We start from the raw sequence: 26,201 nt of genomic DNA, 5'->3' as shown, positions 1-26,201 counted from the left end.
TTTCGGTGGCTATTTTCTCTTAGCGTGGCAGGATATTTTCCGCTTTTAGCCGCTCAAAGAGCTGAGTGAAGGCGTCCAGCGTGCTGCGATAACCGATGAAACCTGCTTTGCGGCTTTTGCTCATGTCGGTGAAGGCCTCCATCGGACGACCGAGATCGGCATCCGTATGCCACCAGGAAGCCAGACGTGTCAGATCGTGCTCTTTTAACTGGTAACGATGGGCAATCTCCGCCCAGGCAGCGTTAGCCTCCTGCATCCGCCCTTCCAGCGGAGCCGGGGTGCCGTTAAACCCGACGGCCTCAATACCAAACCAGGCGGCGAGACGCGGCCATAACCAGTTCCAGCGAAACACGTCGCCGTTCACCGCATTAAAATCTTCGTTGGCTGCGTTCGGACTTGAGGTGGCCCAGCACAACTGCTCTGCCAGAAGACCGGCATCGGTGACGTCGGACACGCCGTTCCACTGCTGCTCAGAGCCGGGGAAGATAAAGGGCCATCCCTTTTCACGGCACAGCGTGGCATACACGGCGAGCGTCAGCCCCATATTCATAGCGTTTCCAACGGCGTAACCAATAATGGAATGCGGGCGGTGAACGCTCCAGCGATAACCATATTTTTCCGCTCCGGCGAAGATCTCGTCTTCCTGAGCGTAATAAAAATTCTCAACCGGCTGACGGCCCTGCTCTTCACGAAACGGCGTCACGGGCACCGCGCCTTTGCCATAGGCTTCAAAGGGGCCAAGGTAGTGTTTTAGTCCGGTTACCAGCGCCACATGTGCGCCGCTCAACCGCTCGCCCAGCGCGTCAATGACGTTTTTCACCATCAGGCTGTTCACACGGATGTTGGCTTTTTCGTTCTCCTGACGCGCCCAGACGCTAAAGAACAGCGCATCAGGCTTAACGGACGCCAGCGCCTTGTTTACGGCATCGCTGTCGGTTAAATCGGCGATCAGGCTGGTGCAGCCTTCCGGTACGGCACCCCGGCCACGTGAAAGGCCCGCAACATTCCAACCTTCCGCTTTCAGTTTTTCTGCCAGCGCCCGGCCGATAACACCGCTAATGCCGACTATCAGGGCTTGTTTCTGCATTCAGGTATCTCCTCATCAGGTTAATGAGTAGACTAATAGAGAACAGCATTCTTATCTCTGGCATTAATTCACATCATTCTCAACCTGAGTTCATGAATCCATGCACGATCAGCGCCTGAAAGATATCGTCCCCTTTGTGGCAAGCGTCGAGAGCGGCAGCTTTACCGCCGCCGCAACACGCCTGCACGTGACCGGTTCTGCCATCAGCAAAAGCGTGAGTCGGCTGGAAGCCCGACTGGGGTCGCGCCTGCTCGAACGCACCACCCGCCACCTGCAGCTGACCGATGCCGGACAGGCCTATTACCAGACCTGTATCCGCATCATGGAAGAGCTGGCGGAAGCCGAATCGGTGCTGGCGGCCCAGCGCATCATTCCTTCAGGGCGGCTGCGCCTCGCGGTGCCAAACACCTACGGACGAGTAAGCGTCATGCCGCTGCTTATCCCCTTCTGCCAGCAAAACCCGGAGCTGGAACTCAGCCTCACCTTCTCTGACCGCTTTGTTGATCTTTTTGAAGAGGGAATTGATGTTGCCGTGCGGATTGGCGACACCGGGCCGCTGCCCGCCTCGTTGGGGTGCAAACTGCTGGGACGTGAAAAGATGGTGTTTTGCGCCTCGCCTGCCTATCTCAAAGCGCACGGCAGGCCGCAGACTGTGGAAGCGTTACTGCAGCATCAGGCCATTTTGTATGAACGCGTCGACGGGACGGTAAAGCCCTGGCTGTTTATCACCGAAGATAATCATCTGCGCTGGCGCACGGTCCCCTTTCGCATGGCGCTGGGGGATGTGGATGCTCAGATTCAGGCTGTCTGCGCCGGGCTGGGGGTTGCGCAAAGCCCGACATGGCTTATTCGTAATCAGCTGGCCTCCGGTGAACTCGAGATAGTATTACCAGACGTACAACCGGAGGGGCTGGCGCTGACGCTCGTCTGGCCGCGTCGCAAACAGTTACTGCCGAAAGTGGACGCGCTACTGAACGCCCTCAGCGCTCTTGAAATCAGGGCACCGGATACACCTCTGACGGATCGGGCCACGGTGTGAGAACGTCAAACCCGGTGGAAGTGACGGCGACCATATGTTCCCACTGGGCTGAGAGCGAACGGTCTTTAGTTACCACCGTCCAGCCATCGGAAAGCACGCTGGTCGCCGCTTTCCCGGCGTTTATCATCGGCTCGATGGTAAAGATCATCCCCTCTTTCAGCACCAGGCCCGTACCCGGCTTGCCGTAATGCAGTACCTGGGGCTCATCATGATAAATTTGTCCCACACCGTGTCCGCAATACTCTCTTACTACTGAGAACCCTGCGCCTTCCGCAACCTGCTGGATAGCAGCACCGACATCCCCCAGTGTTGCGCCCGGTTTTACCACCCGGATACCCGCAACCATCGCCTCGTAAGTCACGTTGATCAGTCTGTTGGCACGAACCGACGGTTCGCCAACCACGTACATACGACTGGTATCGCCATACCAGCCGTCTTTGATGATGGCCACGTCGATATTAACGATATCGCCTTTTTTCAAGACCTTAGCGGAAGGAATACCGTGACAGACCACATGGTTGACCGACGTGCAGACGGTGCGGGTATAGCCGTGATAACCAATATTCGCCGGAATAACCTTGAGCGTATCGCGAATATAGTCGTGACAGAGCGTGTCGAGTTCGTCGGTGGTGACGCCCGGGCGCACATGGTGCTTGATCATCTCCAGCACGTTCGCGGCCGCATGCCCGGCCGCACGCGCCATCTCAACCTCTTGTTGAGTATGAATTTTTACGTTACTCACTGTGCTTCCTGCTCCATCGGTATTGAAAGGGCTTCGCCGTCGATAAGGGTATGAATATCGACGCCACCATTGCGCTCTGCCTGAATAAGCAGCCGCGTCAGCTGCTGATGAGTGAGGTGTGGGTAGAGTTCAGCCAGCATGCCCACTTTAAGCCAGTGTTCTGCCTGCGCGTTGACTGAACGGCTTAGCGCATTACTGGCCAACCGCAGGTTCTCATGCATCAGATCGGAGATTTTTACAATGCCCATAACTCACCGTATACGTTTTATATATGAAACGTATAATACACCAAATCCCTGAGTGAGGAAGCAGAAAAGCGGAGAGCGACCGGCCCGGCAGATACGGGTTCGGACATCTGGTCAGAGAGGAGATAAAACTTTCTTGCGGCAGGCACACCACGTGCCAGAAGAAAGAACGCCTACGTTTAACCGGCTACATTCCCTCCATAAGCTTAAACTGATGGAGGGTTAAGGGGTAATAGAAGATATACCCCTGGACACCGATATTTTTATACTTTTTAAGCAGGTTGAGATCGGCTTTCTTTTCCACACCTTCGCAAATGATATTGACGTTAAGGCGAAAAATAGTGGTCAGGATAGTATGAAGCGAAAGTCGTTTAGCCTCATTGCGCCCGATACCATCGACTATCGAACGATCTAATTTAATGGTATCAAAATCAAATAAACCCAAACTTTCTAACTGAATATTACCCGCACCAAAGTCATCAAGTGAGATCGAAAAACCATACTCCTTTGCTTCTTTTAAAAATCTCTCACACTGGATGAGCTGCTCTTTGGTCACTTTTTCGCTTATTTCTATTTCAATGTTTTGTGGATTGACACCCTGGCAGGCGCATTCTAAATAAAATTTTTCAGGATATGTCGTATCATTCAGTAGTGAGTGAGAAAAATTAAATGATACTTTTAGATTCTGTTTTTTTGCAATCAAACTACAAATTAGTTTAAAAATAAAATCTGTAATTATATTAACCGAGCCCGTTCTTTCTGCTTTATCTATTACTGTTTATGTGGATACTTGCGTTCCATTTTCATTTTTAAATCGGGCGAGGGCTTCGTACTGGTCAATTTTTTGTGCATGCAGACTTACAATCGGCTGAAAAGCCGCAGTCATATGAAACTTTTCATCCTCGAATTCAAAAATCCTTGTTTCCATTTATTTATTGTTCCATTGACCGGCAAGAATACTTTCACATTTCGCCATACATTACACATTCTAATCATTTATTACGGATCTTTAAAAATTGTTTTAAATGATCAATATTTATCTTTTGATAGGTTTTAACTATCGCGATTATTTCAATGATCGCTACAAGCTATTTAACTTATGGTCACTAACCAGGCCCGCGGTAACAAACGGCGAAAATCGGCCTTAAAGCAGAAATATAATCCATTGATTAAATTAAGAAATATCGATTTTTATTATCATATGATCGCGGATATATTTTCACTTGAAATACATTCATATTACTTATATAGCTAATTTCACAAATTATTAACAAAAACAGATAAGCCAGACGACACCCCAATTCAGCAGCCCTATATATAAGTGTCTTTCATGTTTTCGGGCGGAAACCTGGCGCAAGGGAAAAGCATAATATTGTATAAGACAGACAGATGTCGTCTGAGTTAAGTATGTGGGAAATTTGCGCCAGGGTGCAGCAAAACAGTGTCTCGGTGGAGAGTTAAAAACGGCAACAAACATCCGCAATCCGGCTGGTTCACTGTTATAAATTTTAAGCAGTTGTAAACCTACGGGTTGAAAAGCTCCTGTCTTACCACCTGTTGCCGTGAATCAGCGGGTTAAAAACGTGGTCGTGCGGTGGCATTTTTTGGGCATCAGGCGCAGGGAGTGCCTTCAGGTACGGAGATCTTCCATCAAGGCGCATCGTAACAGGCGGGTTAAAACCTTCCCTAAGAGCTGCTTGTTCTGCATAGAGATTAATTATTTTCGCAGAAGTATGCACAAAACTAAAAACAAGCTACTTTTAATTGATAATAGAGATTTTTCTGATGTACTGATGCCGTAACATTAAGGAGGGACTGAAATGACGATGAGTACCAGAGTTGAGTTTCTAAACCCCACTCAGACAATCCGTTTACCGGTATACAGTGCTGAAACGGCTTTTATCAAAACGGTAGAAGATGAACTCAGAGGGCTGGGTTTTCCTGTCAGCAACAAAGCTGTCATCCTGGCGATCATTCGTCACCTCGAAGAGGAACGCGATCCGCAACGATCCGCTTTATACCGCAGCGCACTGGAAATGGTCGTCAGAACAACACCTGATGATTTGTGATTCAGTAGATAAAAATGAAAATAAACCGCTAATAAATCAATGCTTTTTTTCTCCCCGCGTGGGAGGATCGTTATTAAGATAGTGCATTAGCGTGTCTGAACCGCAATTTTTATCGCCTCCCCATTGCGTCGCCCCTTTTCTTTTATCGCTCGAAAAGGAATAAGTCCGACGAATTTCTTCTATCGCAGCCGCCAGCGCATCCCGTCTTGTTTCACGGGTTTCCGTTTCGCAATGGCGAATCAGTAGCCCCAGTAGTGCCTCATGAGAGATAGGCGCATCAGCTTCCAGCAGTTCAAGAATGGCGTCACCAATTACGATTTCAACAAGGCTTTCTTTGGCATTTTTGTACATGGTGCCTTCCTTAGTTTTTATTCTGCCTGACCCGAACATACGGGTTGCCTCACTCACCCAGTTTCTGGGTCAGTAGCAGACGCAGAATATCTGCATAGTGGGCTTCAAGGACGGCAGGGGTGGTTTGATCAATGCGCCCCGCTACCGCCACACACAGGCTTTGGCGAGTAATGATTCGTCCTTCACGGATCATTTCCACAACGATAGCGCCGAGGGTCTGCTCAATACAGAGCATTTCTCCTCCCGGCGGCAGTACTATCTTGTCCCGACCATCACTACGTGAGTCACTCATATTTAACCTTTTCTTTAAGTAGAGGAAAATATCTATATGACAGCGCGCTAAAACATGGCGCAAAAATGCGCGCTTCGCATTGTGTCATCTGAGAGAAAGAATTGAAAGGATATCCCGGAAATGAAAGTGTGCAGACTGGGAGAAATGCTGAGATTAATGACCTGATTTTGGGAAATATTGAACGTAATCAACCCTGGCGGCATAAGATGCCCCAGGGCTGTCGTTAGCTACTCATGCTGGTTATCTCGGGTTGCACAAGGTAGTTTTTATACAAAAGCTCATGAGCGCGAACTTGTCCGATGGCCAGGGTATAGTGCAATCGCTGGTCATTATCGTCAGTCATCATGCGCTCGTCCCTTAACTGTCGTATCAGGTTGGCATACGTTATTTTTGACTGCGACTCCAGTAACTGAGCCGTTGCCTCGCAAATAAGCATGTCGGTTAACCTAGTGGTGGTTTTCATTATATCCTCCTCATGGTTGAAACTCATGCTGCCAACTTTATTAGCGACTGTTATTATTGAATAAATTACTGCATTTTTTGCTGCACGCGTTTCCGTGCGTCCTGATAAATTGCTTTACGTTCTGCCATCTCTGTATTCTCCTCTTCCTGCATCAGAATTTGGATCAGACCGCGAGTAGTCACCGGAAGACCTTTTCTAATCAGTTGTGTAGTCGCAATACCGATTGCTTCACGAATTAATTCTTCTTTTGTCAAACCATCATTATCGGTTTGTTTTTCCATAGTTATGGTAAGCCCTCCTGTTTAAGGGATAATCAATTATGGGTAACGTCCTGGCTGTTATAAACGGCAGTATCTTTAATTGCTTCTATTTGAAGTTGCAGCGTTTATTATGCCGGGCATAGATAGCTCCCTGTCCCGGTTTTGAACCGGAATAGTGGCCAATAATTTTAGAATTAGTGGCTGAGCGTTACATCAGGATTAACTACGTAAGGGTAGCTAATTGATGAAAGTGGCGGATCCGCTTAATAGCGCTCGCCCTTGCAGGATTTGTGTACGATGCACATGATTAGTCGCCTCCTTCTCCTGCCTGATTAAAGTCTCAATAAGTGACTCGCAGGATAGTTCCGCATCATTTTGAATATTCTCAAGTACTGCGTCACCGATAGAAATATAACCCAATTTATTTTCATCATCGCTTATCATTAATATTCCTCCTTTATTAATGTTTTGATGTAAATAATTGACTTACATTTTAAGTATAGCCTTTGGTTATCTAAAATTATTTTATTCAGGGAATTCTTAGATGAGGGGGGCACTGAAAATTAGAAAATGTCCATTTTAAGGAGAAAAGAGAACGACTATTTTTTAATAATTACAATGTAATAAGAAGGAGATAAGGGGGATAGCGCCCCCCGAAAGGTAATAGTTAGTTTTCTAATCCGCTAAGAATAATGGCCTCACTCTAGACATCATGGTGGGTAATGGAGAACCCCTGTTTTTGCCAGTGCGTTAATTGCTCCTGCTGATAACGTGACAGCGTTTTATCCGTCAAGACGAATATCTGTTGCCCGGGGAAAAGCTCCGGCCGGGGCGAGTCCAGCGGCTCGGCCAGGACATCAACATTCCAGCCGCGCTGCGATAAACGCCAGGCTTCAAGCCACAAACGTGTCCTGTCCTCAATGCTCCAGCCAATAAGCAGGGCATCTTTGCCGAGTTTTTTACGCGCGCGCGTTAAAGATAAAATGACATGATCGATAAGGATGCCATCCAGCAGGCTGCACATGGTCCGCGCGGTATTTTGATCCAGCGAAAGCCGCTGACGCACCGGCACAAAAACATGGTCAATGAGTGCATCAACAGGGTGTTCACGACAAAACGCAGCGATGGTAGTGCGAAGTCTGGCGGGGCGGACATGGCGCAGAGAGGACATTAACTCTTCCTGCAGTGACTCCCACCCTTCGTGCGACGCCACTTTTTTCTCTTCCAGCAGTGCCTTAACCTTGCCAACCGGTACGCCGCTTTCGATCCATCGTTTAATGTTTTCGATACGTTGAATATCGTCTTCATCAAACTGCCGATGCCCGCCTTCGCTTCGCTGAGGCTTAAGCAAACCATAGCGCCGCTGCCATGCGCGCAGGGTGACTGGGTTAATGCCGCATCGTTCGGCTACATCGCCAATACTGTAAAAGGTCATCAGTTCCCTCGTACTCAAACCCGATACATGTATATCTAAACTAGCTAATACGAACAGGTTGTACAATTCATTTTATGCTGTACAACTAAGGAACAGCGGGAGCACAAGCATAACCCGAATTCTATAGAAATCAGAACCACAATTTTCAGCATGGGGAGGAAAGGAACTCCATACCACCAGAAACGGGAATCCTGGTAGTATGGATTAATTCAGGAGAGTAGATAGGAGAAAAACGTCAGATTCAGACCTTTTTTTCTGGCCATGAAACCTCCGGGATCCCGCCCAGCAGCGGGCTTGCGAAGAGATATCCCTGGAACTGAGATATGCCCGCTGACTCGAGCCACATCCACTCTTCCGCCTGTTCTACCCCCACTGCTGAAACCATGATCTCAAGGGAGATACAACATTTGATGATGGCTTGTACAATTGCCTGGCGAGGACCACTCTTATGTACATCTTTGATGAGATCGCGATTAATTTTGATGCGCTCAGGCTGAAACTGGGACAGCAGCAGCAGTCCGGCGAAACCAGCACCAAAATGGTCGATAGCTACCCTGAAGCCAGCGCCTTTAAGCAGCTTAACGCCCTCGGTGAACTCATCGAGGCGGGAGATAACTTCGCTTTCGGTAAATTCAACAATCACCTGCTCCGGCACCAGACCATTGGCTTTACTCTCTTCGAGCAGGAAATTCACCGCGCCGGGCACCTTCACCAGCGTCATCGGCAGCAGGTTCACAGAGAGCGTCTGCTCGCCCAGGTTTAACGCTGCCGCCATGGCAAATGCCACTTTCTTGCTTCGCAAATCAGCTTCATAGATATCGTCACCCTGCCGTCCGGCAAACCAGGCCTGGGGCGAGTCACCGTCCGGCGTACGAAGTAACGCTTCCAGCGACACGACCTCACGCGCGAACGGGTCAATGATAGGCTGAAAAGCAAAATGGCACCCTGCTTCACGGTCGGCGCTGACAGTCGTGGGGACGGCGTCAGGTTCATCAGGAATAAAATCCCAGGAATCGCCCGGAGGGATCTCAAAATAGTTTTCTTTTTCAAGATCTTCAACAAAGGTTCGGAAGAACTGAAGGGCGCGGTCTTCATAGGTCAGCTGGTACTTTGACGTGCCTTTATCCAGTACATTCTGCAGCACTTCTTCCCGATCGTATTCGCGCAAATCGAAGAGTTCCATACCACACTTACCGAACCGACGTGAGGGGGCATAGTCTCGCAGCAGCTCAACAATATTGTAATGACGGTTATCCCGGCAAATATGACCGTAGATGGTCGACACCTTTTCTTCAGGCCCTTCCAGCAACTGGAAAAAATGCGTGCCGTTAAAAAGCAAAATACCCGTTACGTCTACATGCCAGTTCTTATTATTGGCAGAGGAAACCATATCTTCGAGCACATTAAACGGGACATTATCGCAAATATGGCTGCGGTAAATGATTGTTGTAAGCATGAACGATCCGAGAGAAAGCGTTGTAATCACCACATTAGCAGAGGCATGCGCGGGAGGCCTTTTAACCATCGTGACCATCGGCGGGTATACAACTGATTGATGTTAAAATGACAAAAAACCCTGCAATCCTTGAGGCTTTACTTATCACTTTCTGGCTACTTCAGCTTACAGTGTAGAACGAAAACGCAATTTTCTCCTCTTTCTTTGCATCTATCTCTTTGAAAATTAACTATTAGCATTTATTGATCAAAAAGATCGACATATTTGTACAACTTTTCTGTACAGATTTCCTATAGTTGTATAACTTAGATGCTTCCTTTACTGATTATTGGTTTTACAGGAGTGACCCATGCAGCAGAACGGCTACCTTCCGGATACAGCGAATGCGATTGCCCAGTACTTCAACAAGGCAAGCTTGCCGACTCAGCAAGAGACGCTTGGGCAAATCGTGGTGGAGATCCTCAAAGATGGCCGCCATCTGAACAGAAAATCACTCTGTACAAAACTTCTGAGCCGACTGGACCAGGCTTCCTCTCCTGAAGAGGAGAGCCACTATCAGATGTTGATTGGCTTGCTCTTTGGTCCAGATTAAACAAAACGCAGCACGATCACCTGGTGAACTGAGTTAATTCTGGTGGGTATTCCATAAGCCTGCCGCCTGTACCGGAGGATTGACTCACTGCCGCGTTTCATTATCTGAACGGTGCGGCAATCAGAGATGCAGTTATGAAAAGTAGTGAACACGAACAACTGACCGATGAACTGATTGGAGAAGCGGTACTCTCTCTTCTTCAGGATAACGGTCCTATTAACACGCTGTCCCTCATTGCACGGTTGCAAACGATGAAAAGCAACGAGCGAGAGCGCCAACGCCAGGAGATGCTGTCGCGTCTGATTGATGAAATTAGTCACAGCCATATTACTCCTGCTGGTGAAGAAGAAGGCGTTAAGCAACATGAGTGGAACGGGGATAGCGGAGATAATGTTTACCCATTATTCGGCGATCGCCAGCGGCAGGGGCGCAGTAAAAAACACTGACGTACCCGGCATCAATCATAAATTTAAGGCGTGAAAAAATGAGCCAAGCGATGTTTGACCCATCAGAGCAATATGAAAACCTGCCTGCTAACGCACTTACCGACTATTTTAAAAATGCGGGTGAAGTGCTGGCGGAAGAGGCAGCTATTCTCGGCGGCGTGATTCGCAGCATCCTTGCCTATGAAGGGCAGATAACTAACAAGGCCATTATTCTGCGGCTGATCAATCTCCTGGAGAACACGGAAGATGTGGTCACCGGTGACATCATCCGCAAAACGCTGGAGATTGTGGTCGACCACACGCTGGATGATATCTAAGCCTGCGCGTCTACCAGGGCCTGCGCACAAGCCCAGGCGCTTGACCACGCCCACTGGAAGTTATAACCGCCAAGCCAGCCAGTAACGTCCACGACCTCGCCGATGAAATAGAGGCCAGGTACATTACGCGCCTCCATCGTGCGGGAGGAGAGCTCATGGGTATCGACCCCGCCGAGCGTGACTTCCGCAGTACGATACCCTTCCGTACCGTTTGGTTGAACACGCCAGTTTGTCAGTGTTTCGATGAGGCTGTGCTGATCGCGAACGTTCAGTTGTTTCAAAGTGACGTCGGGAACCTGACCCAACTGTTGCAGACACTCCACCACTCTTTTCGGCAGGCAAATCGCCAGGGTATTTTTCAGACTTTGATTTGGATGAGCCTGACGCTGTTCGTTCAGCAGGCTTTCCAGATCGCACTCCGGCAGAAGATTTATACTCACGAACTCTCCCGCCTGCCAGTAGCTGGAAATTTGCAGTACTGCCGGACCCGAAAGCCCACGGTGAGTGAATAGCAGGTTTTCTTTAAAGAGGGTGCCGTCCTGAGCGGTAATAACGGCGGGAACTGACACCCCCGAAAGCACCTGAAACTGCTCAAGCATAGGCTTATGCAGCGTAAAGGGAACGAGCCCTGCCCGCGTTGGTAATACTTTCAGCCCAAACTGCTCAGCGATTTTATAGCCAAACGGCGACGCCCCAAGGCCCGGCATCGACAATCCACCGGAGGCAATCACCAGCTTTGACGTACACACCGTCTCACCATTTAGCTGCAGCGTATAACTGCTTTCATCGCGCGACACGCTCAACACCTCACTGCGCAGGCGCGTGGTGACGTTGCCTTTCTCGCACTCCGCCACCAGCATAGTGACGATTTGCAGAGCGGACTCATCGCAAAAGAGCTGGCCGAGGGTTTTCTCATGCCAGGCGATGCCATATTTCCCCACCAGTTCGATAAAATCCCACTGCGTGTAGCGGGCCAGCGCTGATTTGCAAAAATGAGGGTTCTGGCTGAGATACGCCGCCGGTTCGACATAAAGGTTGGTAAAGTTGCAGCGGCCACCGCCGGACATGAGGATTTTACGGCCAGGTTTTTTTCCGTTATCCAGTAATAGCACGCGTAAGCCCGCTTGCCCTGCCTGAGCGGCACAAAACATTCCTGCCGCACCGGCACCAATAACGATGACATCAAACCGTTCCACACTTCACCTCACTCTTTTTCGTCGCGCGGATTGTAAATTTTTCAAGCTGGTCGCACCAGCCCGAATATCCTACTTGCAAGCCATTCCCTTGAAAAATATAAGAATAACCTTAATGGCAGACGGTTAAATCATAAAGAATGTCAAAAAAAGTCCATATTTCACTTTGCCGATGTCCCTAAAGTCACTGATAATGCGCCGCGTTCATGTCCTCAAGATGGCGTAACGTCTATGCTACATTTATTTGCCGGCCTGGATCTCCATACCGGGTTATTACTTTTGCTTGCTCTGGTTTTTGTTCTGTTCTACGAAGCGATCAATGGCTTCCACGACACGGCAAACGCTGTAGCTACGGTTATCTATACTCGCGCTATGCGCTCGCAGTTGGCTGTTGTAATGGCGGCTGTGTTTAACTTCTTCGGTGTTCTGCTGGGGGGGCTAAGCGTCGCCTATGCGATCGTGCATATGTTACCAACCGACTTACTGCTCAACGTAAGTTCCGCTCATGGCCTCGCCATGGTCTTCTCTATGTTGCTCGCTGCGATTATCTGGAACCTGGGTACCTGGTATCTTGGTCTGCCAGCCTCCAGCTCCCATACTCTGATTGGCGCGATTATCGGCATTGGTTTAACGAACGCGCTGATGACCGGCACATCAGTGGTGGATGCGCTTAATATTCCAAAAGTGCTCAACATCTTTGGCTCCCTTATTATCTCTCCTGTCGTTGGGCTGGTGTTCGCCGGTGGCCTGGTCTATCTCCTGCGCCGCTTCTGGGGTGGTAGTAAAAAGCGTAATCGCATTCACCTTACCCCAGCTGAGCGTGAAAAACAGGACGGCAAAAGAAAGCCCCCGTTCTGGACGCGTATTGCCCTGATCCTCTCAGCTATCGGCGTGAGCTTCTCGCACGGCGCTAATGACGGTCAGAAAGGTATTGGTCTCATCATGCTGGTACTGATTGGCGTCGCACCCGCGGGCTTCGTGGTCAATATGAATGCGACCGGTTACGACATCACCCGTACCCGCGATGCGGTCAACAACGTGGAAACTTACTTCCAGCAGCACCCTGAACTGCTGCAGAAAGTGACGGGCGTTGACCCTATGGCCCCGGTTCCGGCACCAACGAATACTGTCGCTAATCCGTCAGAATTCCATTGCCATCCTGACCGCGCTATCGTCGCGCTCGACAGCGCAAAAGCGATGCTGACCGGTATCGAAAGTTACGACAAACTGCCGATTGAGCAGCGTAGCCAGCTGCGCCGCATTATGCTTTGCCTGTCCGATATCACCGATAAAGTGACTAAACTGCCTGAGGTCAATACTGACGATCAGCGTCTGCTTAAGAAACTGAAAGGCGATATGCTGAGCACCATCGAATATGCCCCTATCTGGATTATCATGGCCGTGGCACTGGCGTTAGGCCTGGGCACCATGATTGGCTGGCGTCGTGTGGCGACCACCATCGGTGAGAAAATCGGTAAGAAGGGCATGACCTATGCGCAAGGCATGTCAGCACAGATGACGGCAGCCGTCTCCATCGGTCTGGCAAGTTATACGGGGATGCCTGTCTCCACCACCCACGTACTCTCCTCCTCCGTTGCGGGGACGATGATTGTGGATGGCGGCGGCCTGCAACGTAAAACCGTCACCAGCATTCTGATGGCGTGGGTATTTACTCTGCCGGCGTCCATCCTGCTTTCGGGCGGTTTATACTGGATAGCGCTGAAGCTCATTTAAAAACACCAGCCTATATAATTCGCGTTGCAGGCAGGCGGTAATGTACATGCAACGTGGAGAATGACGGAAAGAACGGGTCAGCATGCTGGCCCGTTTTTTTATGCTCAGTGCCAGATCATCAGCGCGATTAAGCTCACGACGATCAAACCGCACAGCGCACTGGTTAAGATAAATTGCCCGCGGACTCGCTCACAACGGCGAATAAACTCATCATCATGATGATCGCGATAACGTTGAGCGTAGATATACCACACCAAACGCATCTGCTTACCAGGTTGCCCGTGGGAGGTAAAAAAGCCTCCGCCATCCACATATTGATAAAGCAATGGGTCACAACCACGCAGTACCACTAGCAAAGCACGTAACGACGAAAAGTAGCGTGCCATGTTAACAACACAAACGATGCATAAAGCCCAAAACAGCGCGACGGTGCTGATCATCATCTCTACTCCCCCGGCGACCCGCCCACGGAAACCTGCTCCGGGACTACCGCTCCCAGATATCACCCAAGTCATTCAGTAAAGAGTGTTACCAATAACCGATCGGGATCACAAACTTCTATCCGAACGGCTCTTTAAATAGTGTAGGAGATCAGTCTATTTTTTTGCCACATCGTTAAGCGTTCTATTCATTTTGTTAACAAACAGGCATTAAGTGATTCGTGATCGCGGTGGATTGACGCTTCCTGAAGAGAGTTATAAGGTAGAAATATCCTCTACAATGAGATCCTTAAGGCCGGGCGCTACCCGCGCAACTGGAAGGCAGGACCTGGGAAGTGCTACTGCATCATGGGGATAATCCCTGTGGTCATCGAAAACTTATGGAAGGAGTAACATTATGGCTTACAAACACATACTCATCGCGGTAGACCTCTCACCTGAAAGCAAATTGCTGGTTGAGAAAGCCGTTTCTATGGCGCGCCCTTACAACGCGAAAGTGTCCCTGATTCATGTCGATGTTAACTATTCCGATCTCTACACTGGCCTTATCGACGTTAACCTCGGCGATATGCAAAAGCGAATTTCTGATGAAACGCATCATGCCCTGACCGAACTCTCTGTTAATGCAGGTTATCCTATTACCGAAACCCTGAGCGGCAGCGGTGATCTGGGCCAGGTACTGGTCGATGCCATCAAAAAATACGATATGGATCTGGTGGTCTGCGGCCATCATCAGGATTTCTGGAGCAAACTGATGTCTTCGGCTCGCCAGCTGATTAACACGGTTCACGTCGATATGCTGATCGTACCGCTGAAGGACGACGAAGAAGAGTAATCAGACAAGCACACCACGATGACAACGCCCGCTGATGCGGGCGTTTTTTTGCTTTTTATGCTGAAGACCTGCCCTTCGGGCAAAAGAGGGTCAGTCCGTCTGTTCTTCCGGCGTACCGGCGTAAATATCAAACCGGTGGCCTTTGGTGGTCACGGCATTGGTCGTCGCCACGTCGGCCAGCGGCGGCGCATAGTCTGGTCGCTTCACCACCACCCGCCGGGTGGCAAGCAGGCGAGCAGGAGCCAGCAGCCCATCGGCGTCGATATCCGGCCCTACCAGCGACTGAAACACACGCATCTCCTTTTTCACCAGCGCGCTTTTCTGCTTATGCGGGAACATCGGATCGAGGTAGACCACCTGCGGGCGGGGCGAAATAGCCGTAAGCCCGGTCAGGCTCGAGGCATGAATCAGCTGCAACCGCTCCTGCAACCAGCCACCAATTTCCGGGTCGGCATAGCCGCGCGCCAGGCCATCATCCAGCAGCGCGGCGACCACCGGATTACGCTCTACCATCCGCACACGACAGCCTACCGAAGCCAGCACAAAGGCATCACGCCCCAGTCCTGCCGTGGCGTCCACCACGTCCGGCAGATAGCTGCCCTTGACGCCTACTGCTTTGGCGACCGCCTCACCGCGCCCCCCGCCAAATTTGCGCCGATGCGCCATCGCCCCGTCGACAAAATCCACATAAATACCGCCAAGTTTTGGCTCATCGCGTTTACGCAGTTCAAGACGGGAGGACGTGAGTACGAGCGCCATCAGGTTCGCGTCGTCATGTTCCAGCCCCCAGCGGGACGCAAGAACAGATAAGGCGCCATCGCTGGCGCCTGTTTCATCAAGTAAGCAGATCTTCACTACGCAGTACCCAAATCATTCAAGTTGCATCAAGACAACAGGGGAGCACATCCCCGGGAGCGTACAAGAGTACGTGACCCGGGTTGGCGAGTACAGTTGCCGCTGAGGCCGTCTGAAGGAGTAGAGGTATCAGCCCTCAATCCCGTAGTGCTCCAGCATCGCATCCAGCTGCGGTTCACGCCCACGGAAGCGTTTGAACAGCTCCATCGGCTCTTCCGAACCGCCACGGGTCAGGATGTTATCGAGGAAGGACTGACCGGTTTCGCGATTGAAAATCCCCTCTTCTTCAAAGCGCGAGTAGGCATCCGCCGCCAGCACGTCAGCCCACAGGTAGCTGTAGTAACCTGCCGCGTAACCGCCAGCAAAAATGTGGCTGAACGCATGCGGGAAGCGACCCCAGGAGGGGCTTTGCATCACGGAAACCTGCTTTTTGATCTCAAACAGCGTATCGAGGATTTTCGCACCCTGCTGCGGGTTGAATTCCGCATGCAGACGGAAGTCGAACAGGCCGAACTCCAGCTGACGAAGGATAAACAGCGCCGCCTGGTAGTTTTTCGCTTCCAGCATTTTATCGAGCAACGCCTTCGGCAGCGGCTCACCCGTCTCATAATGACCGGAGATAAACGCCAGCGCGTCCGGCTCCCAGCACCAGTTCTCCATAAACTGGCTCGGCAACTCAACGGCATCCCACGGCACACCGCTGATACCGGCCACCCCCGGGGTTTCGATGCGGGTCAGCATATGGTGCAGGCCGTGACCAAACTCATGGAACAGCGTGATCACTTCATCGTGCGTAAAGAGCGCTGGCTTGCCGTTAACCGGGCGGTTGAAGTTACAGGTGAGATAAGCGACAGGCTTTTGCAGCGAACCGTCCGCCAGGCGCATCTGCCCCACACAGTCGTCCATCCACGCGCCGCCGCGTTTATGCTCGCGCGCATAAAGGTCGAGATAGAAGCTGCCGCGCAGTTCGTTACTCTCATCGTACAGTTCAAAGAAACGCACGTCCGGATGCCAGACGTCGACATCGGTACGCTCTTTCGCCGTGATGCCGTAAATACGTTTTACGACTTCGAACAGGCCGCTCACGGCTTTATTCTCGGGGAAATAGGGGCGCAGTTGTTCATCGCTGATGCTGTACAGATGCTGTTTTTGCTTTTCGCTGTAGTACGCAATATCCCACGGCTGCAGGTCGTCGACACCGAACTCGCTTTTTGCGAAGGCACGAAGCTGCGCCAGTTCGCGCTGCCCCTGTGGACGCGCACGCTTTGCCAGATCGTTAAGGAAATCGAGCACCTGAGACGGATTCTCCGCCATTTTGGTCGCCAGTGATTTGAAGGCGTAGCTTTCAAAGCCGAGAAGCTGCGCCAGCTCGTGGCGCAGGGCGAGGATCTCTTCCATTACCGGACTGTTGTCCCATTTGCCCGCATTAGGGCCCTGGTCAGAAGCGCGGGTGCTGTAGGCACGATACATCTCTTCACGCAGCGACTGATTGTCGCAGTAGGTCAACACCGGCAGGTAACTTGGGATGTCCAGTGTCAGCAGATACCCCTGCTGCTCTTTGGCTTCAGCCTGCGCTTTCGCAGCGGCCAGCGCGCTTTCCGGCATACCGGACAGCTCGGCTTCATCGGTAATCAGTTTGCTCCAGCCCATGGTGGCATCCAGCACGTTGTTGCTGTACTGATTGCCCAGCTCAGACAGGCGCGCCGCAATTTCGCCGTAGCGTTTTTGTTTCTCTTTATCCAGACCAATACCGGACAGCTCAAAATCACGCAGGGCATTATCGACAGATTTTTTCTGCGCGGTATTCAGCGTGGCGTAGTGATCGCCGTCACGCAGGTCACGATACGCGTTATACAGCGCTTCATTCTGCCCGACCCAGGTACTGTACTCAGAGAGCAGTGGCAGGGTTTGTTCGTAAGCTTCACGCAGTTCCGGGCTGTTTTGTACCGAATTCAGGTGACTGACCGGAGAGAAAAGACGGCCCAGGCGATCGTCAGCTTCGGCCAGCGGCTGGCAAAGGTTGTCCCAGGTAAAAGGTCCGCTTTGTGCGACCACGCTTTCCACCGCCGTACGGCAATCATCCAGTGCCTTCGTAACGGCAGGCACGACATGCTCAGGCAGGATTTTTGAAAATGGCGGTAAATCGAAAGGCGTCAACAATGGATTGGTCATATGCGCAGTCCTGTCCTGTTTGAGAAAGTGAATGAAGCGCACAATCCGGCGCTCTGCATAACGTTGTAGCATGGGGCTAAGTGTAGAGGATTTCAATGGCAGGCGTTGCGCGCAACGGCTGATTGCTGCAATCGCCGCATCGCCCTGCTCTCTGATTCTTACTAAGGAATCAGGGTCATAAATTTTTCATCAATGCGTATACTCGTCATAACAACGACAAGGAGAACACATGTTGAATTTCATTCTGACGATATTGCCGCTGCTGGCGCTGATTGGGCTGGCACTCACTTTCCCGAAGTGGCGACGTCGTAAAAAGGGCGCCACAGCGGATAACGGCTTACGAAAAATATCTATCCCCACCAAAACCTTCCGCCCCGGTAAAGGTGGGCAGTTGTTACCAACAACGTATTATTTCGATGAAGAGAATTTTTATGAAATTCAGGTGGATGTGAAAAAATCGGTGCCATTGAGCGCAATAATTAAAGTCGAACGTGAAAGCATCGAAGTAAATAACCGCTCATTCTGGAAAGTCACTTACACCAACGAAGGCCAGACGAAACAGGTACGTTTTCGCCACAATTACACCCTGTTTAACACCGATTTCGCCGACTTTCTGGAGGCGGTAAAGCGCGCCAACCCCGAAGCCAGCGTGCGGGCACTAAATATTTTTACGCTCTGAACAGTAAGACGCTGCCAGAGTGTGCGGGCGGTGGCGTTTTCTTAAAAGTGGGTAACCACACGGCGGCGCGGTTTTCATCCTGTCAGGGTACGGATCGTCTTTGCCCCCGTCGTCTGGCATCTGGTCAATGGTGTCGCCCGCCATCAGTAAATTGAAACAAGCGCATCGGACAACGGCATTTCAACCCAATCTACGGTAAACTGTGCGCAATCACGTTCATTTTCTGGAATCTCTGCCTCCATGCTCAGTTATCGCCACAGCTTTCACGCTGGCAACCACGCCGACGTCTTAAAACACACCGTTCAGAGCCTGATCATCGAATCGCTCAAAGAAAAAGATAAACCCTTTATCTATCTGGATACCCATGCGGGCGCGGGGCGTTATCAGTTATCTGGCGAGCATGCCGAGCGTACCGGCGAGTATCTGGAAGGGATTGCGCGTATCTGGCAGCAGGATGATGTGCCTGCTGAGCTGGAGCCGTACATGAACGTACTGCGCCATTTCAACCGTAACGAAACCCTGCGTTACTACCCTGGCTCGCCGCTGATTGCCCGCCAGCTACTGCGTGAGCAGGACAGCCTTTTCCTCACCGAGCTGCACCCGAGCGACTTCCCGCTGCTGCGCCAGGAGTTTCAGAAAGATGAGCGCGCACGCGTAGAACGCGCCGATGGCTATCAGCAGCTGAAATCCAAACTGCCGCCCGTCTCCCGTCGCGGTATGGTATTGATTGACCCGCCCTATGAGATGAAATCCGATTACCAGGCGGTAGTCGCTGGCATTCATGAAGGCTACAAACGCTTTGCTACCGGCACCTATGCTCTGTGGTATCCGGTTGTGCTACGTGCGCAGATCAAGCGCATGATTAAAGAGCTTGAAGCCACCGGCATTCGCAAAATCCTGCAAATTGAACTGGCGGTGCGCCCGGATAGCGACCAGCGCGGCATGACCGCCTCCGGCATGATTGTCATTAACCCGCCGTGGAAGTTAGAAGCACAGATGAATAATGTACTGCCGTGGCTGCACCGTACACTGGTGCCAGGCGGAACCGGGCATACTCTCGTAAACTGGATAGTACCCGAGTAATCACAGCGATTGAGGGAACCTTCTGGGCTGCGCGCTACAATCTCGACACTTTTCAACCTCGTTCAGGATTAAGGAATATGAGCAAACACTACGACTATATCGCCATCGGCGGCGGCAGCGGCGGGATCGCCTCCATCAACCGCGCGGCGATGTATGGCCAGAAATGCGCGCTGATCGAAGCCAAAGAGCTTGGCGGTACCTGCGTGAACGTGGGTTGTGTGCCGAAAAAAGTGATGTGGCATGCGGCACAAATTCGTGAAGCTATCCACCTGTACGGCCCTGATTACGGTTTCGATACCACCATTAACCAGTTCGACTGGGCAAAACTGGTTGCCAGCCGTACCGCCTACATTGACCGCATCCATACGTCGTATGACAACGTATTGGGCAAAAACAACGTTGACGTGATCAGAGGCTTCGCCCGTTTTGTCGATGCGAAGACGGTCGAAGTGAACGGTGAGACGATCACTGCCGACCATATCCTGATCGCCACCGGCGGACGGCCGAGCCATCCGCGCATTCCGGGGGCAGAATACGGTATCGACTCCGATGGTTTCTTCGAATTACCCGCCCTGCCTGAGCGTGTCGCGGTAGTGGGCGCAGGTTATATCGCCGTTGAACTGGCAGGCGTAATTAACGGACTGGGCGCAGAAACGCACCTGTACGTGCGCAAGCATTCGCCGCTGCGTAGTTTCGACCCGATGCTCAGCGAAACCCTGGTGGAAGTTATGGATGCCGAAGGCCCGACACTGCACAAAGAAGCGGTTCCGAAAGCGGTGATTAAAAATGCCGACGGCAGCCTGACGCTGGAACTGGAAGATGGTCGTTCGCAGACCGTGGACTGCCTGATTTGGGCCATTGGTCGTGAGCCCGCCAACGACACTTTCAATCTGAAAGTGACCGGGGTGAAAACCGATGAAAAGGGCTACATTGTCGTCGATAAGTTCCAGAATACGTCAGTTGCTGGTATTTATGCGGTGGGTGATAACACCGGTGCCGTCGAGCTGACGCCCGTTGCCGTGGCCGCAGGCCGCCGTCTCTCTGAGCGTCTGTTTAACAACAAACCTGATGAGCACCTGGATTACGATAACATCCCGACGGTGGTCTTTTCCCATCCGCCTATTGGCACCGTGGGTCTGACCGAGCCGCAGGCCCGTGAACAGTACGGCGATGAGTCAGTTAAAGTCTACAAATCGTCCTTCACGGCGATGTATACCGCGGTGACCTCTCGCCGTCAGCCGTGCCGCATGAAGTTAGTCTGCGTCGGCCCGGAAGAGAAAATTGTCGGTATTCACGGCATTGGTTTTGGGATGGATGAAATGCTGCAAGGCTTCGCGGTCGCCCTGAAAATGGGTGCTACCAAGAAAGACTTTGATAACACCGTGGCGATTCACCCGACGGCGGCAGAAGAGTTTGTAACGATGCGGTAAGTGCCCAGTAGCCCGGACAGGTGAGCAGCACCACCTCCGGGAATCGTCGGCATCCCCCACTAAGGCCAGAACCTGTTCTGGTCTTTTTATTATTGATAATCCAGAGTGAATTCCGCACTCGACTTTATTGCTCCGGGTGTTATAGCCCCACTACCTTTATAGTAATAGTAGACATCAAATTTCAAATTTGTTGCCCCTGACGCACCTGTCCTTATTAAATGCGCGTTATTTACCTTAACCGGATTACCACCGTAAAAAAGCTGAAAGCCAACGTTATCATTGCCTGCCATAAGATTTTTGATGGCATTATCTGTGCCACTTAATACCGTCGCATTAAAGGTTATAGCGACGTCAGTATTATCATTACATTGCAGATTCAGATTAAGGGGTTTTGAAATAGCAGCATATTTCCCTACCCCGTTATTTACGAGATCGTTAAGTGATACTGAAGGTAATGTGATGGTCGCATCGTAATCACTGATGGTACAGGTATAAACGGGCGGCTCGACTTTATCCTGTAGCGTAAAGGTGATGGTATAGGTTTCTCGATCAAACCCTCCTGATACCCCAGAACGGCGCTCCAGTATCACCGTCGCCAGTACGGTGCCACTGGCCAGGGTCACCGCCGTACCCGCCAGTTTGACGGATATCCCCAATGTATCTTTCATGCCACTGTAAGATGTTGTCGAACAGTTTATATCCGGCCAGACGCACAGATTACTGGAGCTGATGGTTTCCGCCGACGCCACGGCCGTGGCACCTGTACTCACCGAGCTGTTACCGCCAGCCACCTGTAAGGTACGGGTAAAACCGCTCAGGCCGCTGTGGTAACGTACCGATCTTACCCGCATGGCATCCTGCCATGATCCATTTACTGAACCATTACAATTCTGAATAACTCCGTCGGGGAGAGTAAAGATTGTGCTTTTGGTGGTAAAGGTTGATGCAGGAACCGGCACATCAACTGTTTGGGTTGAACAACTAAAACTCCATGCAGCGCAGGGAAACAGAAGAGCGCACCAGGCAATTGCCAGCAGAAAACCGATTACATTCCTTTTTCTCATTGACCACCCCTCCTATGAATATTGACAGAAACTTCATGAAGTAAGTGTAGGAACGCGGCTGTATCAAGAATATAAATTAATCATGGCAAATGTGGCAAAAAGAAATGAAAACTTGAATGCAAATAAATATTTCATCTTAAATAGAATCAAATTATCCAGCATCCACTATTTTGTAAGATTTTATAATGGAAAACACTAACAAAAATAGCACTTACATTGATAATACCGGTTATATTTTAAGGCCTCCTGAATATTTTATTACCATAATGCTAATTTAACCTCCCCTTAGACATTCTACGCCTCATTGCCGATCGCTCCTGACATTATACCGTCACCTCTCGCCGTCAGCCGTGCCGCATGAAGTTAGTCTGCGTCGGCCCGGAAGAGAAAATTGTCGGTATTCACGGCATTGGTTTTGGGATGGATGAAATGCTGCAAGGCTTCGCGGTCGCCCTGAAAATGGGTGCCACCAAGAAAGACTTTGATAACACCGTGGCGATTCACCCGACGGCGGCAGAAGAGTTTGTAACGATGCGGTAAGCAGGTGGTAATAAGGCGCCGCCAGCCACGGCGGCGCATGGCGGGCAGCAGCTCATCGGTGCGCTGAATCAGCGAAGCGACCATCACGGAAAACTACTGTTGCCAGACAGCGGCGTCCGTTCCCTGCGCAGTCGCAGGCGGCGGGCCATCGGAGTTATTGACCAGAATAGCGATATCGCCCCAGTGCGCACGACGATACGCTTCGTCAAATTCAGCCGGCCCCTGTCATCGCGGCAACGGTTTTATTCTCATTGCACGCTATTATCGCTGTGAAACGTAAAATTACCGGGATTGCTCACGCCTTGAGGGAGAGAGTGAACATGTGATGCTGATGATCACCGCCTTCGCCTTTTGTACCTTGCTTCTCTGCCGTTCATTAAGAAGAACGACAGAGAACATTAATCGTGCCCTAAAAGACGAAATCACAACATCAATGGCATAGTCAGTTATATGACACTAAGAACTCTGCCTGCGAGCGAACGGGACCCGTTTTTATTTCGCCACCTTTATAATAGTAATAAGCCTTAAATTTAAGTTCTTCACTGGCGGCGGCGGCGCTTGAAACCTGCATAATTGTTTCATCTACTTTAACGGCATTATTATTATAAACCATCTGTATACCAATATTATTGTTTGCAGTGTCACTATTAGTCAGTACGTCATTGGTCGCAACGCCTGACATTGGATCCCCTTTGAATTTAATGCTCACTTTGGGTTTATCCGTACATTGCAATTTAATACTGAAATCTTTCTGTGCCGCGCTGTAACGACCCGGCCCCTGGCTTTGAATATCGCTACGCATAACGGAGGGCAAGGTAACAAGTTCATCGTATCCCGTAACATCACATGTCGGATTGACCACCGTGATAGCGTTGCTTTGTGTATAAAGATAGACTTTAGCTGTAGAAACCCCTGAGTTTGAATACTGAGCAAGCCATACGATGGCAATGTTTGTACCCGCCCTGATGGGTGTATAGGATGTCATACTATTACGTTTAAGCCTTACCGAAATACCTTCGGTATAGGATTTTTGTACATGGGGAGACCCATAGACCGAACAGTACCTGTCTGGCCAAACGCAAGAGTAGATACGTGAGGAGGCACTGCCCCAGGATCCCGAACCAATTTTCATCTCTACTGTAAATCCTTTATTGGTAAACTCTGAATTTACAGACACATCAGTAATGATTACTCTGTCTCGACTGTTTGTGTCCGGCCATCCTTCAGCCCAGACCTTAGCCTCTGAACTCACATTACTGGACGTAACATTGCCAAGTTTTTCAATGTTATCATCGGCGTTTATGGTGAGATAACCATTATACGAAGTTCCAAAAAAGAAAGCCTCAGCTGTAGCCGGGAAAAACACGGCGCTGGCTGTTATCAAAAACAGAATCAGGAGAGATTTTTTATCCTGATAGTCAGAGAGATACTTCCAATTCCATTTTTTCATCAAAATCCCTTATTCTGTTTGAATAGCCGCAATACGATAATAAAGCCCGGGATAGTTAAAACGTTACTGTTAACTGGCACTACCCTATGGTTCCGCTGAGGAAGTAAAAATGCGGGTCATGATTAATCATCAAAACTATAAAATCAACATCATGTAATAATTAAATAAAAAAATCAGAAAAGTGCATACGTCTTACCGTAACAGGAACAATGAATAGAAAGAATGGCCTGGAAAATAAGCAGAGATAATGATTCAATGAAGATTCATTTATATGGCGAGCAAATTAATTATGCAGTCCGTTTTCAGACTTTTATTCAGCGGATAATCTCTGAGAAACAGGTTAGTTATTCCGACCAGTAGCTGGAAAACAATTAAAGACGATTTGCAGTTGAAAAAACAGGCTCAATGTTTGCCTGTAAAAGAGATAGCCGACCCGACCGGGTCGGCTATCGTTTATGGTCAAAGCTTAAAACTGCCCACTACGTTTTCAAGCTGTACCGTCTGTTCTTCCATCGACTGGGCGGCGGCGGCCACCTGTTCTACCAGCGCGGCGTTCTGCTGCGTTGTGCTGTCGAGCTGGTTAACGGCGATGTTGATTTGCGCAATGCCACGGCTCTGTTCGTCGCTAGAAGAACTGATCTCTGAAATCAGCACATTGACGCTTTCCACTTTCTCCATCAACCTATCCATATTGGTGCCGGCCTGGCGCACCAGGCCGCTGCCCTGCTCAATGCTGCTGACGGACTCTTCCGGGATGGCGAAACGTGGGCGGTCAGCGCATTAAACCCTTTATCGGTAGCCTGGAGATGACATGATCTGCCAGGCAACAAACAACACGACGGCGACGATTACCAGCAGAACGATTTTGCCCAATGCGCCTCCGCCACCACCACTGCTTACAGGAAGTTCAGTCACCACCATGGTCGCTTTTTCCGGCAGGTCAAAACCACACTGCAACTCTTTCACGGTGGTTTCAGTTAATGGTGGCGGGTTCCTACGGAAGGGGAAAACCTCTACAAAGCGGGTGCGGTCTGTATTAAACGTATCCGGCAGGCTATGTACCTTATCGCCGACGCGCGGATCATGAAAATCGAAGGTTTTTCCTGCAGGCACATCCGTCCTGCCCAGGGCCCGATCGAAAACAACCAGCTCGGTATCGCTGCTATTAATAAACTTAGCAAAAGAGCTTACCAGGTAGTATTTAGCGCTGTGATAGTGAACCGTGTTTCCCCGAGTAACACCCTGACCAACAATATCTTTCTGCGCGCTATAAGCGATTCGGGTCTCAACCCGACACTCTCTTATTTTTAATAACGGCAGCACCCACTCATATCCCTGTGAAATGCGCGCCTGGCAAAGTGCTTTATAAGCAGAAACATCACCGGATTTGTACAACGCATGCAGTTCCAGCAGCGTTGCCAAAATAAAGAATTGCTCTCCCGCTGACTTGAGATCATCGCAACCTTTATTGATAAGCTCTTCGACCAACGCAATCAGCGCATTAAGACTGGCGACATGCTGCATCGCCTCTTCACTACTTAAATTACGATTATTAAAAAGTTGGAGTTTTTCAGGCAGTTTCAGCGTGGCTTTTCGCTGCATCCGCAGAATACGAAGCCCTGCCGCCTTTACCCCACCCTCCAGCGCCAGCATATAGTGGTGTTTCGCGCGTTCAACATCGGGCTGTGTACCTTCACCCACATTGTAGCAATAAGCAATATTATAATGCGCTTTGGGGTCATTGGTTGTATTAGCAATATTTGTCCATTCAATGAACGCAGCATAAAAATCATCCGGGAGTTTATTGCCGATAAAATAAAGGAGACCGTCTTTAATTAATCCGTCTATTTTTTCTTTCATGAATGCCCCAAAATAAAACGTCAAATATTATTGCGTTTATTCCACTGCCACGGAAAAACGTCACCATCTTCG

Annotated in this window: 28 protein-coding genes and 3 pseudogenes; 11 read left to right on the top strand and 20 right to left on the bottom strand. The window is 50.3% G+C overall.

Going from position 1 to position 26,201, the window contains the following annotated elements:
• Window positions 1-19: 19 nt before the first annotated feature.
• The gene (locus tag KXR87_RS17360) at window positions 20-1,087 is read right to left on the bottom strand and encodes an SDR family oxidoreductase (RefSeq protein ID WP_437433457.1); all 1,068 of its coding nucleotides are present in this window, start codon (window positions 1,085-1,087) and stop codon (window positions 20-22) included.
• Between the two features lie 100 nt (window positions 1,088-1,187).
• On the opposite strand from KXR87_RS17360, the gene KXR87_RS17355 reads away from it, so the two are divergent.
• Window positions 1,188-2,126 carry a LysR family transcriptional regulator gene (locus KXR87_RS17355; RefSeq protein ID WP_437433456.1) on the top strand — a complete coding sequence of 313 codons (939 nt, stop codon included), beginning with the start codon at window positions 1,188-1,190 and terminating at the stop codon, window positions 2,124-2,126.
• Here the strand turns inward: KXR87_RS17355 and map are convergent.
• The 3 genes from map to KXR87_RS17340 all read right to left on the bottom strand — a co-directional run bounded on the left by map (window position 2,083) and on the right by KXR87_RS17340 (window position 3,885).
• Window positions 2,083-2,868, bottom strand: coding sequence for a type I methionyl aminopeptidase (map, locus tag KXR87_RS17350; RefSeq protein ID WP_437433455.1), 786 nt, complete (start codon window positions 2,866-2,868; stop codon window positions 2,083-2,085). The two genes, KXR87_RS17355 and map, sit on opposite strands and share 44 nt — an antisense overlap.
• Entirely contained in the window at window positions 2,865-3,116 is a 252-nt protein-coding gene (locus KXR87_RS17345) for a ParD-like family protein (RefSeq protein ID WP_437433454.1), read from the bottom strand. The genes map and KXR87_RS17345 overlap by 4 nt, the downstream gene beginning before the upstream one ends.
• A 184-nt stretch (window positions 3,117-3,300) precedes the next feature.
• Entirely contained in the window at window positions 3,301-3,885 is a 585-nt protein-coding gene (locus KXR87_RS17340) for an EAL domain-containing protein (protein ID WP_437433475.1), read from the bottom strand.
• A 1,048-nt stretch (window positions 3,886-4,933) separates the two neighbouring features.
• Here KXR87_RS17340 and KXR87_RS17335 point away from each other — a divergent pair.
• Window positions 4,934-5,182, top strand: coding sequence for a biofilm development regulator YmgB/AriR family protein (locus KXR87_RS17335; protein ID WP_437433453.1), 249 nt, complete (start codon window positions 4,934-4,936; stop codon window positions 5,180-5,182).
• A gap of 36 nt (window positions 5,183-5,218) precedes the next feature.
• Here the strand turns inward: KXR87_RS17335 and KXR87_RS17330 are convergent, their stop codons facing one another.
• From KXR87_RS17330 to KXR87_RS17300, 7 genes are all read right to left on the bottom strand, one after another.
• Window positions 5,219-5,533: a hypothetical protein gene (locus KXR87_RS17330; protein ID WP_437433452.1), complete on the bottom strand. Its 315-nt coding sequence runs from the start codon at window positions 5,531-5,533 to the stop codon at window positions 5,219-5,221.
• 49 nt (window positions 5,534-5,582) lie between these two features.
• Window positions 5,583-5,825: a hypothetical protein gene (locus tag KXR87_RS17325; protein ID WP_437433451.1), complete on the bottom strand. Its 243-nt coding sequence runs from the start codon at window positions 5,823-5,825 to the stop codon at window positions 5,583-5,585.
• A 223-nt stretch (window positions 5,826-6,048) separates the two neighbouring features.
• Entirely contained in the window at window positions 6,049-6,288 is a 240-nt protein-coding gene (locus tag KXR87_RS17320) for a hypothetical protein (RefSeq protein WP_437433450.1), read from the bottom strand.
• 65 nt (window positions 6,289-6,353) lie between these two features.
• Entirely contained in the window at window positions 6,354-6,569 is a 216-nt protein-coding gene (locus KXR87_RS17315; RefSeq protein WP_437433449.1) for a hypothetical protein, read from the bottom strand.
• Between the two features lie 216 nt (window positions 6,570-6,785).
• A complete protein-coding gene (locus tag KXR87_RS17310; RefSeq protein WP_437433448.1) occupies window positions 6,786-6,992 on the bottom strand; it encodes a hypothetical protein in 207 nt (68 codons plus the stop codon).
• Between the two features lie 259 nt (window positions 6,993-7,251).
• On the bottom strand, window positions 7,252-7,983 hold the full coding sequence (locus KXR87_RS17305; RefSeq protein ID WP_437433447.1) for a MerR family transcriptional regulator: 732 nt from the start codon (window positions 7,981-7,983) through the stop codon (window positions 7,252-7,254).
• Window positions 7,984-8,224: 241 nt separating this feature from the next.
• The gene (locus tag KXR87_RS17300) at window positions 8,225-9,439 is read right to left on the bottom strand and encodes a diguanylate phosphodiesterase (RefSeq protein WP_437433446.1); all 1,215 of its coding nucleotides are present in this window, start codon (window positions 9,437-9,439) and stop codon (window positions 8,225-8,227) included.
• 349 nt (window positions 9,440-9,788) lie between these two features.
• Between KXR87_RS17300 and ycgZ the strand changes: the two genes are divergently transcribed.
• The 3 genes from ycgZ to KXR87_RS17285 all read left to right on the top strand — a co-directional run bounded on the left by ycgZ (window position 9,789) and on the right by KXR87_RS17285 (window position 10,794).
• Window positions 9,789-10,031, top strand: a complete 243-nt coding sequence (gene ycgZ, locus KXR87_RS17295; protein WP_437433445.1) for a regulatory protein YcgZ — start codon at window positions 9,789-9,791, stop codon at window positions 10,029-10,031.
• Between the two features lie 134 nt (window positions 10,032-10,165).
• Window positions 10,166-10,477, top strand: coding sequence for a hypothetical protein (locus KXR87_RS17290; protein WP_437433444.1), 312 nt, complete (start codon window positions 10,166-10,168; stop codon window positions 10,475-10,477).
• Between the two features lie 50 nt (window positions 10,478-10,527).
• Window positions 10,528-10,794 carry a biofilm development regulator YmgB/AriR family protein gene (locus KXR87_RS17285; protein WP_437433474.1) on the top strand — a complete coding sequence of 89 codons (267 nt, stop codon included), beginning with the start codon at window positions 10,528-10,530 and terminating at the stop codon, window positions 10,792-10,794.
• On the opposite strand, the gene KXR87_RS17280 is transcribed toward KXR87_RS17285, so the two are convergent.
• A complete protein-coding gene (locus tag KXR87_RS17280) occupies window positions 10,791-11,990 on the bottom strand; it encodes an NAD(P)/FAD-dependent oxidoreductase (protein ID WP_437433443.1) in 1,200 nt (399 codons plus the stop codon). The genes KXR87_RS17285 and KXR87_RS17280 overlap by 4 nt on opposite strands.
• 228 nt (window positions 11,991-12,218) lie before the next feature.
• Between KXR87_RS17280 and pitA the strand changes: the two genes are divergently transcribed.
• Window positions 12,219-13,721, top strand: a complete 1,503-nt coding sequence (gene pitA / locus KXR87_RS17275; protein ID WP_437433442.1) for an inorganic phosphate transporter PitA — start codon at window positions 12,219-12,221, stop codon at window positions 13,719-13,721.
• A 104-nt stretch (window positions 13,722-13,825) separates the two neighbouring features.
• Here the strand turns inward: pitA and uspB are convergent, their stop codons facing one another.
• Window positions 13,826-14,161 (bottom strand): universal stress protein UspB, encoded by a 336-nt coding sequence (gene uspB / locus KXR87_RS17270; protein ID WP_437433473.1) that lies wholly within the window; start codon window positions 14,159-14,161, stop codon window positions 13,826-13,828.
• Window positions 14,162-14,558: 397 nt separating this feature from the next.
• Between uspB and uspA the strand changes: the two genes are divergently transcribed.
• Window positions 14,559-14,996 (top strand): universal stress protein UspA, encoded by a 438-nt coding sequence (uspA, locus tag KXR87_RS17265; protein ID WP_437433441.1) that lies wholly within the window; start codon window positions 14,559-14,561, stop codon window positions 14,994-14,996.
• Between the two features lie 90 nt (window positions 14,997-15,086).
• Here uspA and rsmJ read toward each other — a convergent pair whose 3' ends face one another.
• On the bottom strand, window positions 15,087-15,851 hold the full coding sequence (gene rsmJ / locus KXR87_RS17260) for a 16S rRNA (guanine(1516)-N(2))-methyltransferase RsmJ (protein WP_437433440.1): 765 nt from the start codon (window positions 15,849-15,851) through the stop codon (window positions 15,087-15,089).
• A 129-nt stretch (window positions 15,852-15,980) separates the two neighbouring features.
• On the bottom strand, window positions 15,981-18,023 hold the full coding sequence (gene prlC / locus KXR87_RS17255) for an oligopeptidase A (RefSeq protein WP_437433439.1): 2,043 nt from the start codon (window positions 18,021-18,023) through the stop codon (window positions 15,981-15,983).
• A 229-nt stretch (window positions 18,024-18,252) separates the two neighbouring features.
• On the opposite strand from prlC, the gene KXR87_RS17250 reads away from it, so the two are divergent.
• The 3 genes from KXR87_RS17250 (at window position 18,253) to gorA (ending at window position 21,215) form a co-directional block, all read left to right on the top strand.
• Window positions 18,253-18,702 (top strand): hypothetical protein, encoded by a 450-nt coding sequence (locus tag KXR87_RS17250; protein ID WP_437433438.1) that lies wholly within the window; start codon window positions 18,253-18,255, stop codon window positions 18,700-18,702.
• Window positions 18,703-18,942: 240 nt separating this feature from the next.
• Window positions 18,943-19,785 (top strand): 23S rRNA (adenine(2030)-N(6))-methyltransferase RlmJ, encoded by an 843-nt coding sequence (locus tag KXR87_RS17245; RefSeq protein ID WP_437433437.1) that lies wholly within the window; start codon window positions 18,943-18,945, stop codon window positions 19,783-19,785.
• 77 nt (window positions 19,786-19,862) lie between these two features.
• Entirely contained in the window at window positions 19,863-21,215 is a 1,353-nt protein-coding gene (gene gorA, locus KXR87_RS17240; RefSeq protein ID WP_437433436.1) for a glutathione-disulfide reductase, read from the top strand.
• Between the two features lie 89 nt (window positions 21,216-21,304).
• Here the strand turns inward: gorA and KXR87_RS17235 are convergent, their stop codons facing one another.
• On the bottom strand, window positions 21,305-22,066 hold the full coding sequence (locus KXR87_RS17235; RefSeq protein ID WP_437433435.1) for a fimbrial protein: 762 nt from the start codon (window positions 22,064-22,066) through the stop codon (window positions 21,305-21,307).
• Between the two features lie 543 nt (window positions 22,067-22,609).
• On the opposite strand from KXR87_RS17235, the pseudogene KXR87_RS17230 reads away from it, so the two are divergent.
• Window positions 22,610-22,819, top strand: a pseudogene (locus tag KXR87_RS17230) (glutathione-disulfide reductase); the annotation flags it as partial.
• Window positions 22,820-22,822: 3 nt separating this feature from the next.
• On the opposite strand, the pseudogene KXR87_RS17225 reads toward KXR87_RS17230, so the two are convergent.
• The 4 genes and pseudogenes from KXR87_RS17225 to KXR87_RS17210 all read right to left on the bottom strand — a co-directional run.
• Window positions 22,823-23,011: pseudogene (locus KXR87_RS17225) on the bottom strand (SDR family oxidoreductase); the annotation flags it as partial.
• A gap of 250 nt (window positions 23,012-23,261) precedes the next feature.
• Window positions 23,262-24,269: a fimbrial protein gene (locus tag KXR87_RS17220; protein ID WP_437433434.1), complete on the bottom strand. Its 1,008-nt coding sequence runs from the start codon at window positions 24,267-24,269 to the stop codon at window positions 23,262-23,264.
• Between the two features lie 459 nt (window positions 24,270-24,728).
• Window positions 24,729-25,019, bottom strand: a pseudogene (locus tag KXR87_RS17215) (methyl-accepting chemotaxis protein); the annotation flags it as partial.
• Window positions 25,020-25,058: 39 nt separating this feature from the next.
• On the bottom strand, window positions 25,059-26,129 hold the full coding sequence (locus tag KXR87_RS17210; protein ID WP_437433433.1) for a hypothetical protein: 1,071 nt from the start codon (window positions 26,127-26,129) through the stop codon (window positions 25,059-25,061).
• Window positions 26,130-26,201 lie beyond the last annotated feature (72 nt).

The sequence above is a fragment of the Yokenella regensburgei genome (genome assembly GCF_051486985.1).
Taxonomy (GTDB): domain Bacteria; phylum Pseudomonadota; class Gammaproteobacteria; order Enterobacterales; family Enterobacteriaceae; genus CBFFRJ01.
The sequence above is the reverse complement of the archived record's forward strand: the minus strand, read 5'-3'. Positions and strand labels throughout refer to the sequence as shown.

Bases quoted from the DNA above. Each gene is read 5' to 3' on its own strand.
- gorA (WP_437433436.1), top strand. From the start codon at position 19,863: ATGAGCAAACACTACGACTATATCGCCATCGGCGGCGGCAGCGGCGGG.
- KXR87_RS17290 (WP_437433444.1), top strand. From the start codon at position 10,166: ATGAAAAGTAGTGAACACGAACAACTGACCGATGAACTGATTGGAGAA.
- KXR87_RS17220 (WP_437433434.1), bottom strand. From the start codon at position 24,269: ATGAAAAAATGGAATTGGAAGTATCTCTCTGACTATCAGGATAAAAAA.
- KXR87_RS17235 (WP_437433435.1), bottom strand. From the start codon at position 22,066: ATGCGGGTAAGATCGGTACGTTACCACAGCGGCCTGAGCGGTTTTACC.
- KXR87_RS17345 (WP_437433454.1), bottom strand. From the start codon at position 3,116: ATGGGCATTGTAAAAATCTCCGATCTGATGCATGAGAACCTGCGGTTG.
- KXR87_RS17315 (WP_437433449.1), bottom strand. From the start codon at position 6,569: ATGGAAAAACAAACCGATAATGATGGTTTGACAAAAGAAGAATTAATT.
- KXR87_RS17310 (WP_437433448.1), bottom strand. From the start codon at position 6,992: ATGATAAGCGATGATGAAAATAAATTGGGTTATATTTCTATCGGTGAC.
- KXR87_RS17250 (WP_437433438.1), top strand. From the start codon at position 18,253: ATGTTGAATTTCATTCTGACGATATTGCCGCTGCTGGCGCTGATTGGG.
- uspB (WP_437433473.1), bottom strand. From the start codon at position 14,161: ATGATCAGCACCGTCGCGCTGTTTTGGGCTTTATGCATCGTTTGTGTT.
- KXR87_RS17330 (WP_437433452.1), bottom strand. From the start codon at position 5,533: ATGTACAAAAATGCCAAAGAAAGCCTTGTTGAAATCGTAATTGGTGAC.
- uspA (WP_437433441.1), top strand. From the start codon at position 14,559: ATGGCTTACAAACACATACTCATCGCGGTAGACCTCTCACCTGAAAGC.
- KXR87_RS17320 (WP_437433450.1), bottom strand. From the start codon at position 6,288: ATGAAAACCACCACTAGGTTAACCGACATGCTTATTTGCGAGGCAACG.
- KXR87_RS17305 (WP_437433447.1), bottom strand. From the start codon at position 7,983: ATGACCTTTTACAGTATTGGCGATGTAGCCGAACGATGCGGCATTAAC.
- ycgZ (WP_437433445.1), top strand. From the start codon at position 9,789: ATGCAGCAGAACGGCTACCTTCCGGATACAGCGAATGCGATTGCCCAG.
- KXR87_RS17210 (WP_437433433.1), bottom strand. From the start codon at position 26,129: ATGAAAGAAAAAATAGACGGATTAATTAAAGACGGTCTCCTTTATTTT.
- KXR87_RS17325 (WP_437433451.1), bottom strand. From the start codon at position 5,825: ATGAGTGACTCACGTAGTGATGGTCGGGACAAGATAGTACTGCCGCCG.
- KXR87_RS17285 (WP_437433474.1), top strand. From the start codon at position 10,528: ATGTTTGACCCATCAGAGCAATATGAAAACCTGCCTGCTAACGCACTT.
- KXR87_RS17335 (WP_437433453.1), top strand. From the start codon at position 4,934: ATGACGATGAGTACCAGAGTTGAGTTTCTAAACCCCACTCAGACAATC.
- KXR87_RS17355 (WP_437433456.1), top strand. From the start codon at position 1,188: ATGCACGATCAGCGCCTGAAAGATATCGTCCCCTTTGTGGCAAGCGTC.
- pitA (WP_437433442.1), top strand. From the start codon at position 12,219: ATGCTACATTTATTTGCCGGCCTGGATCTCCATACCGGGTTATTACTT.
- KXR87_RS17300 (WP_437433446.1), bottom strand. From the start codon at position 9,439: ATGCTTACAACAATCATTTACCGCAGCCATATTTGCGATAATGTCCCG.
- KXR87_RS17245 (WP_437433437.1), top strand. From the start codon at position 18,943: ATGCTCAGTTATCGCCACAGCTTTCACGCTGGCAACCACGCCGACGTC.
- KXR87_RS17360 (WP_437433457.1), bottom strand. From the start codon at position 1,087: ATGCAGAAACAAGCCCTGATAGTCGGCATTAGCGGTGTTATCGGCCGG.
- prlC (WP_437433439.1), bottom strand. From the start codon at position 18,023: ATGACCAATCCATTGTTGACGCCTTTCGATTTACCGCCATTTTCAAAA.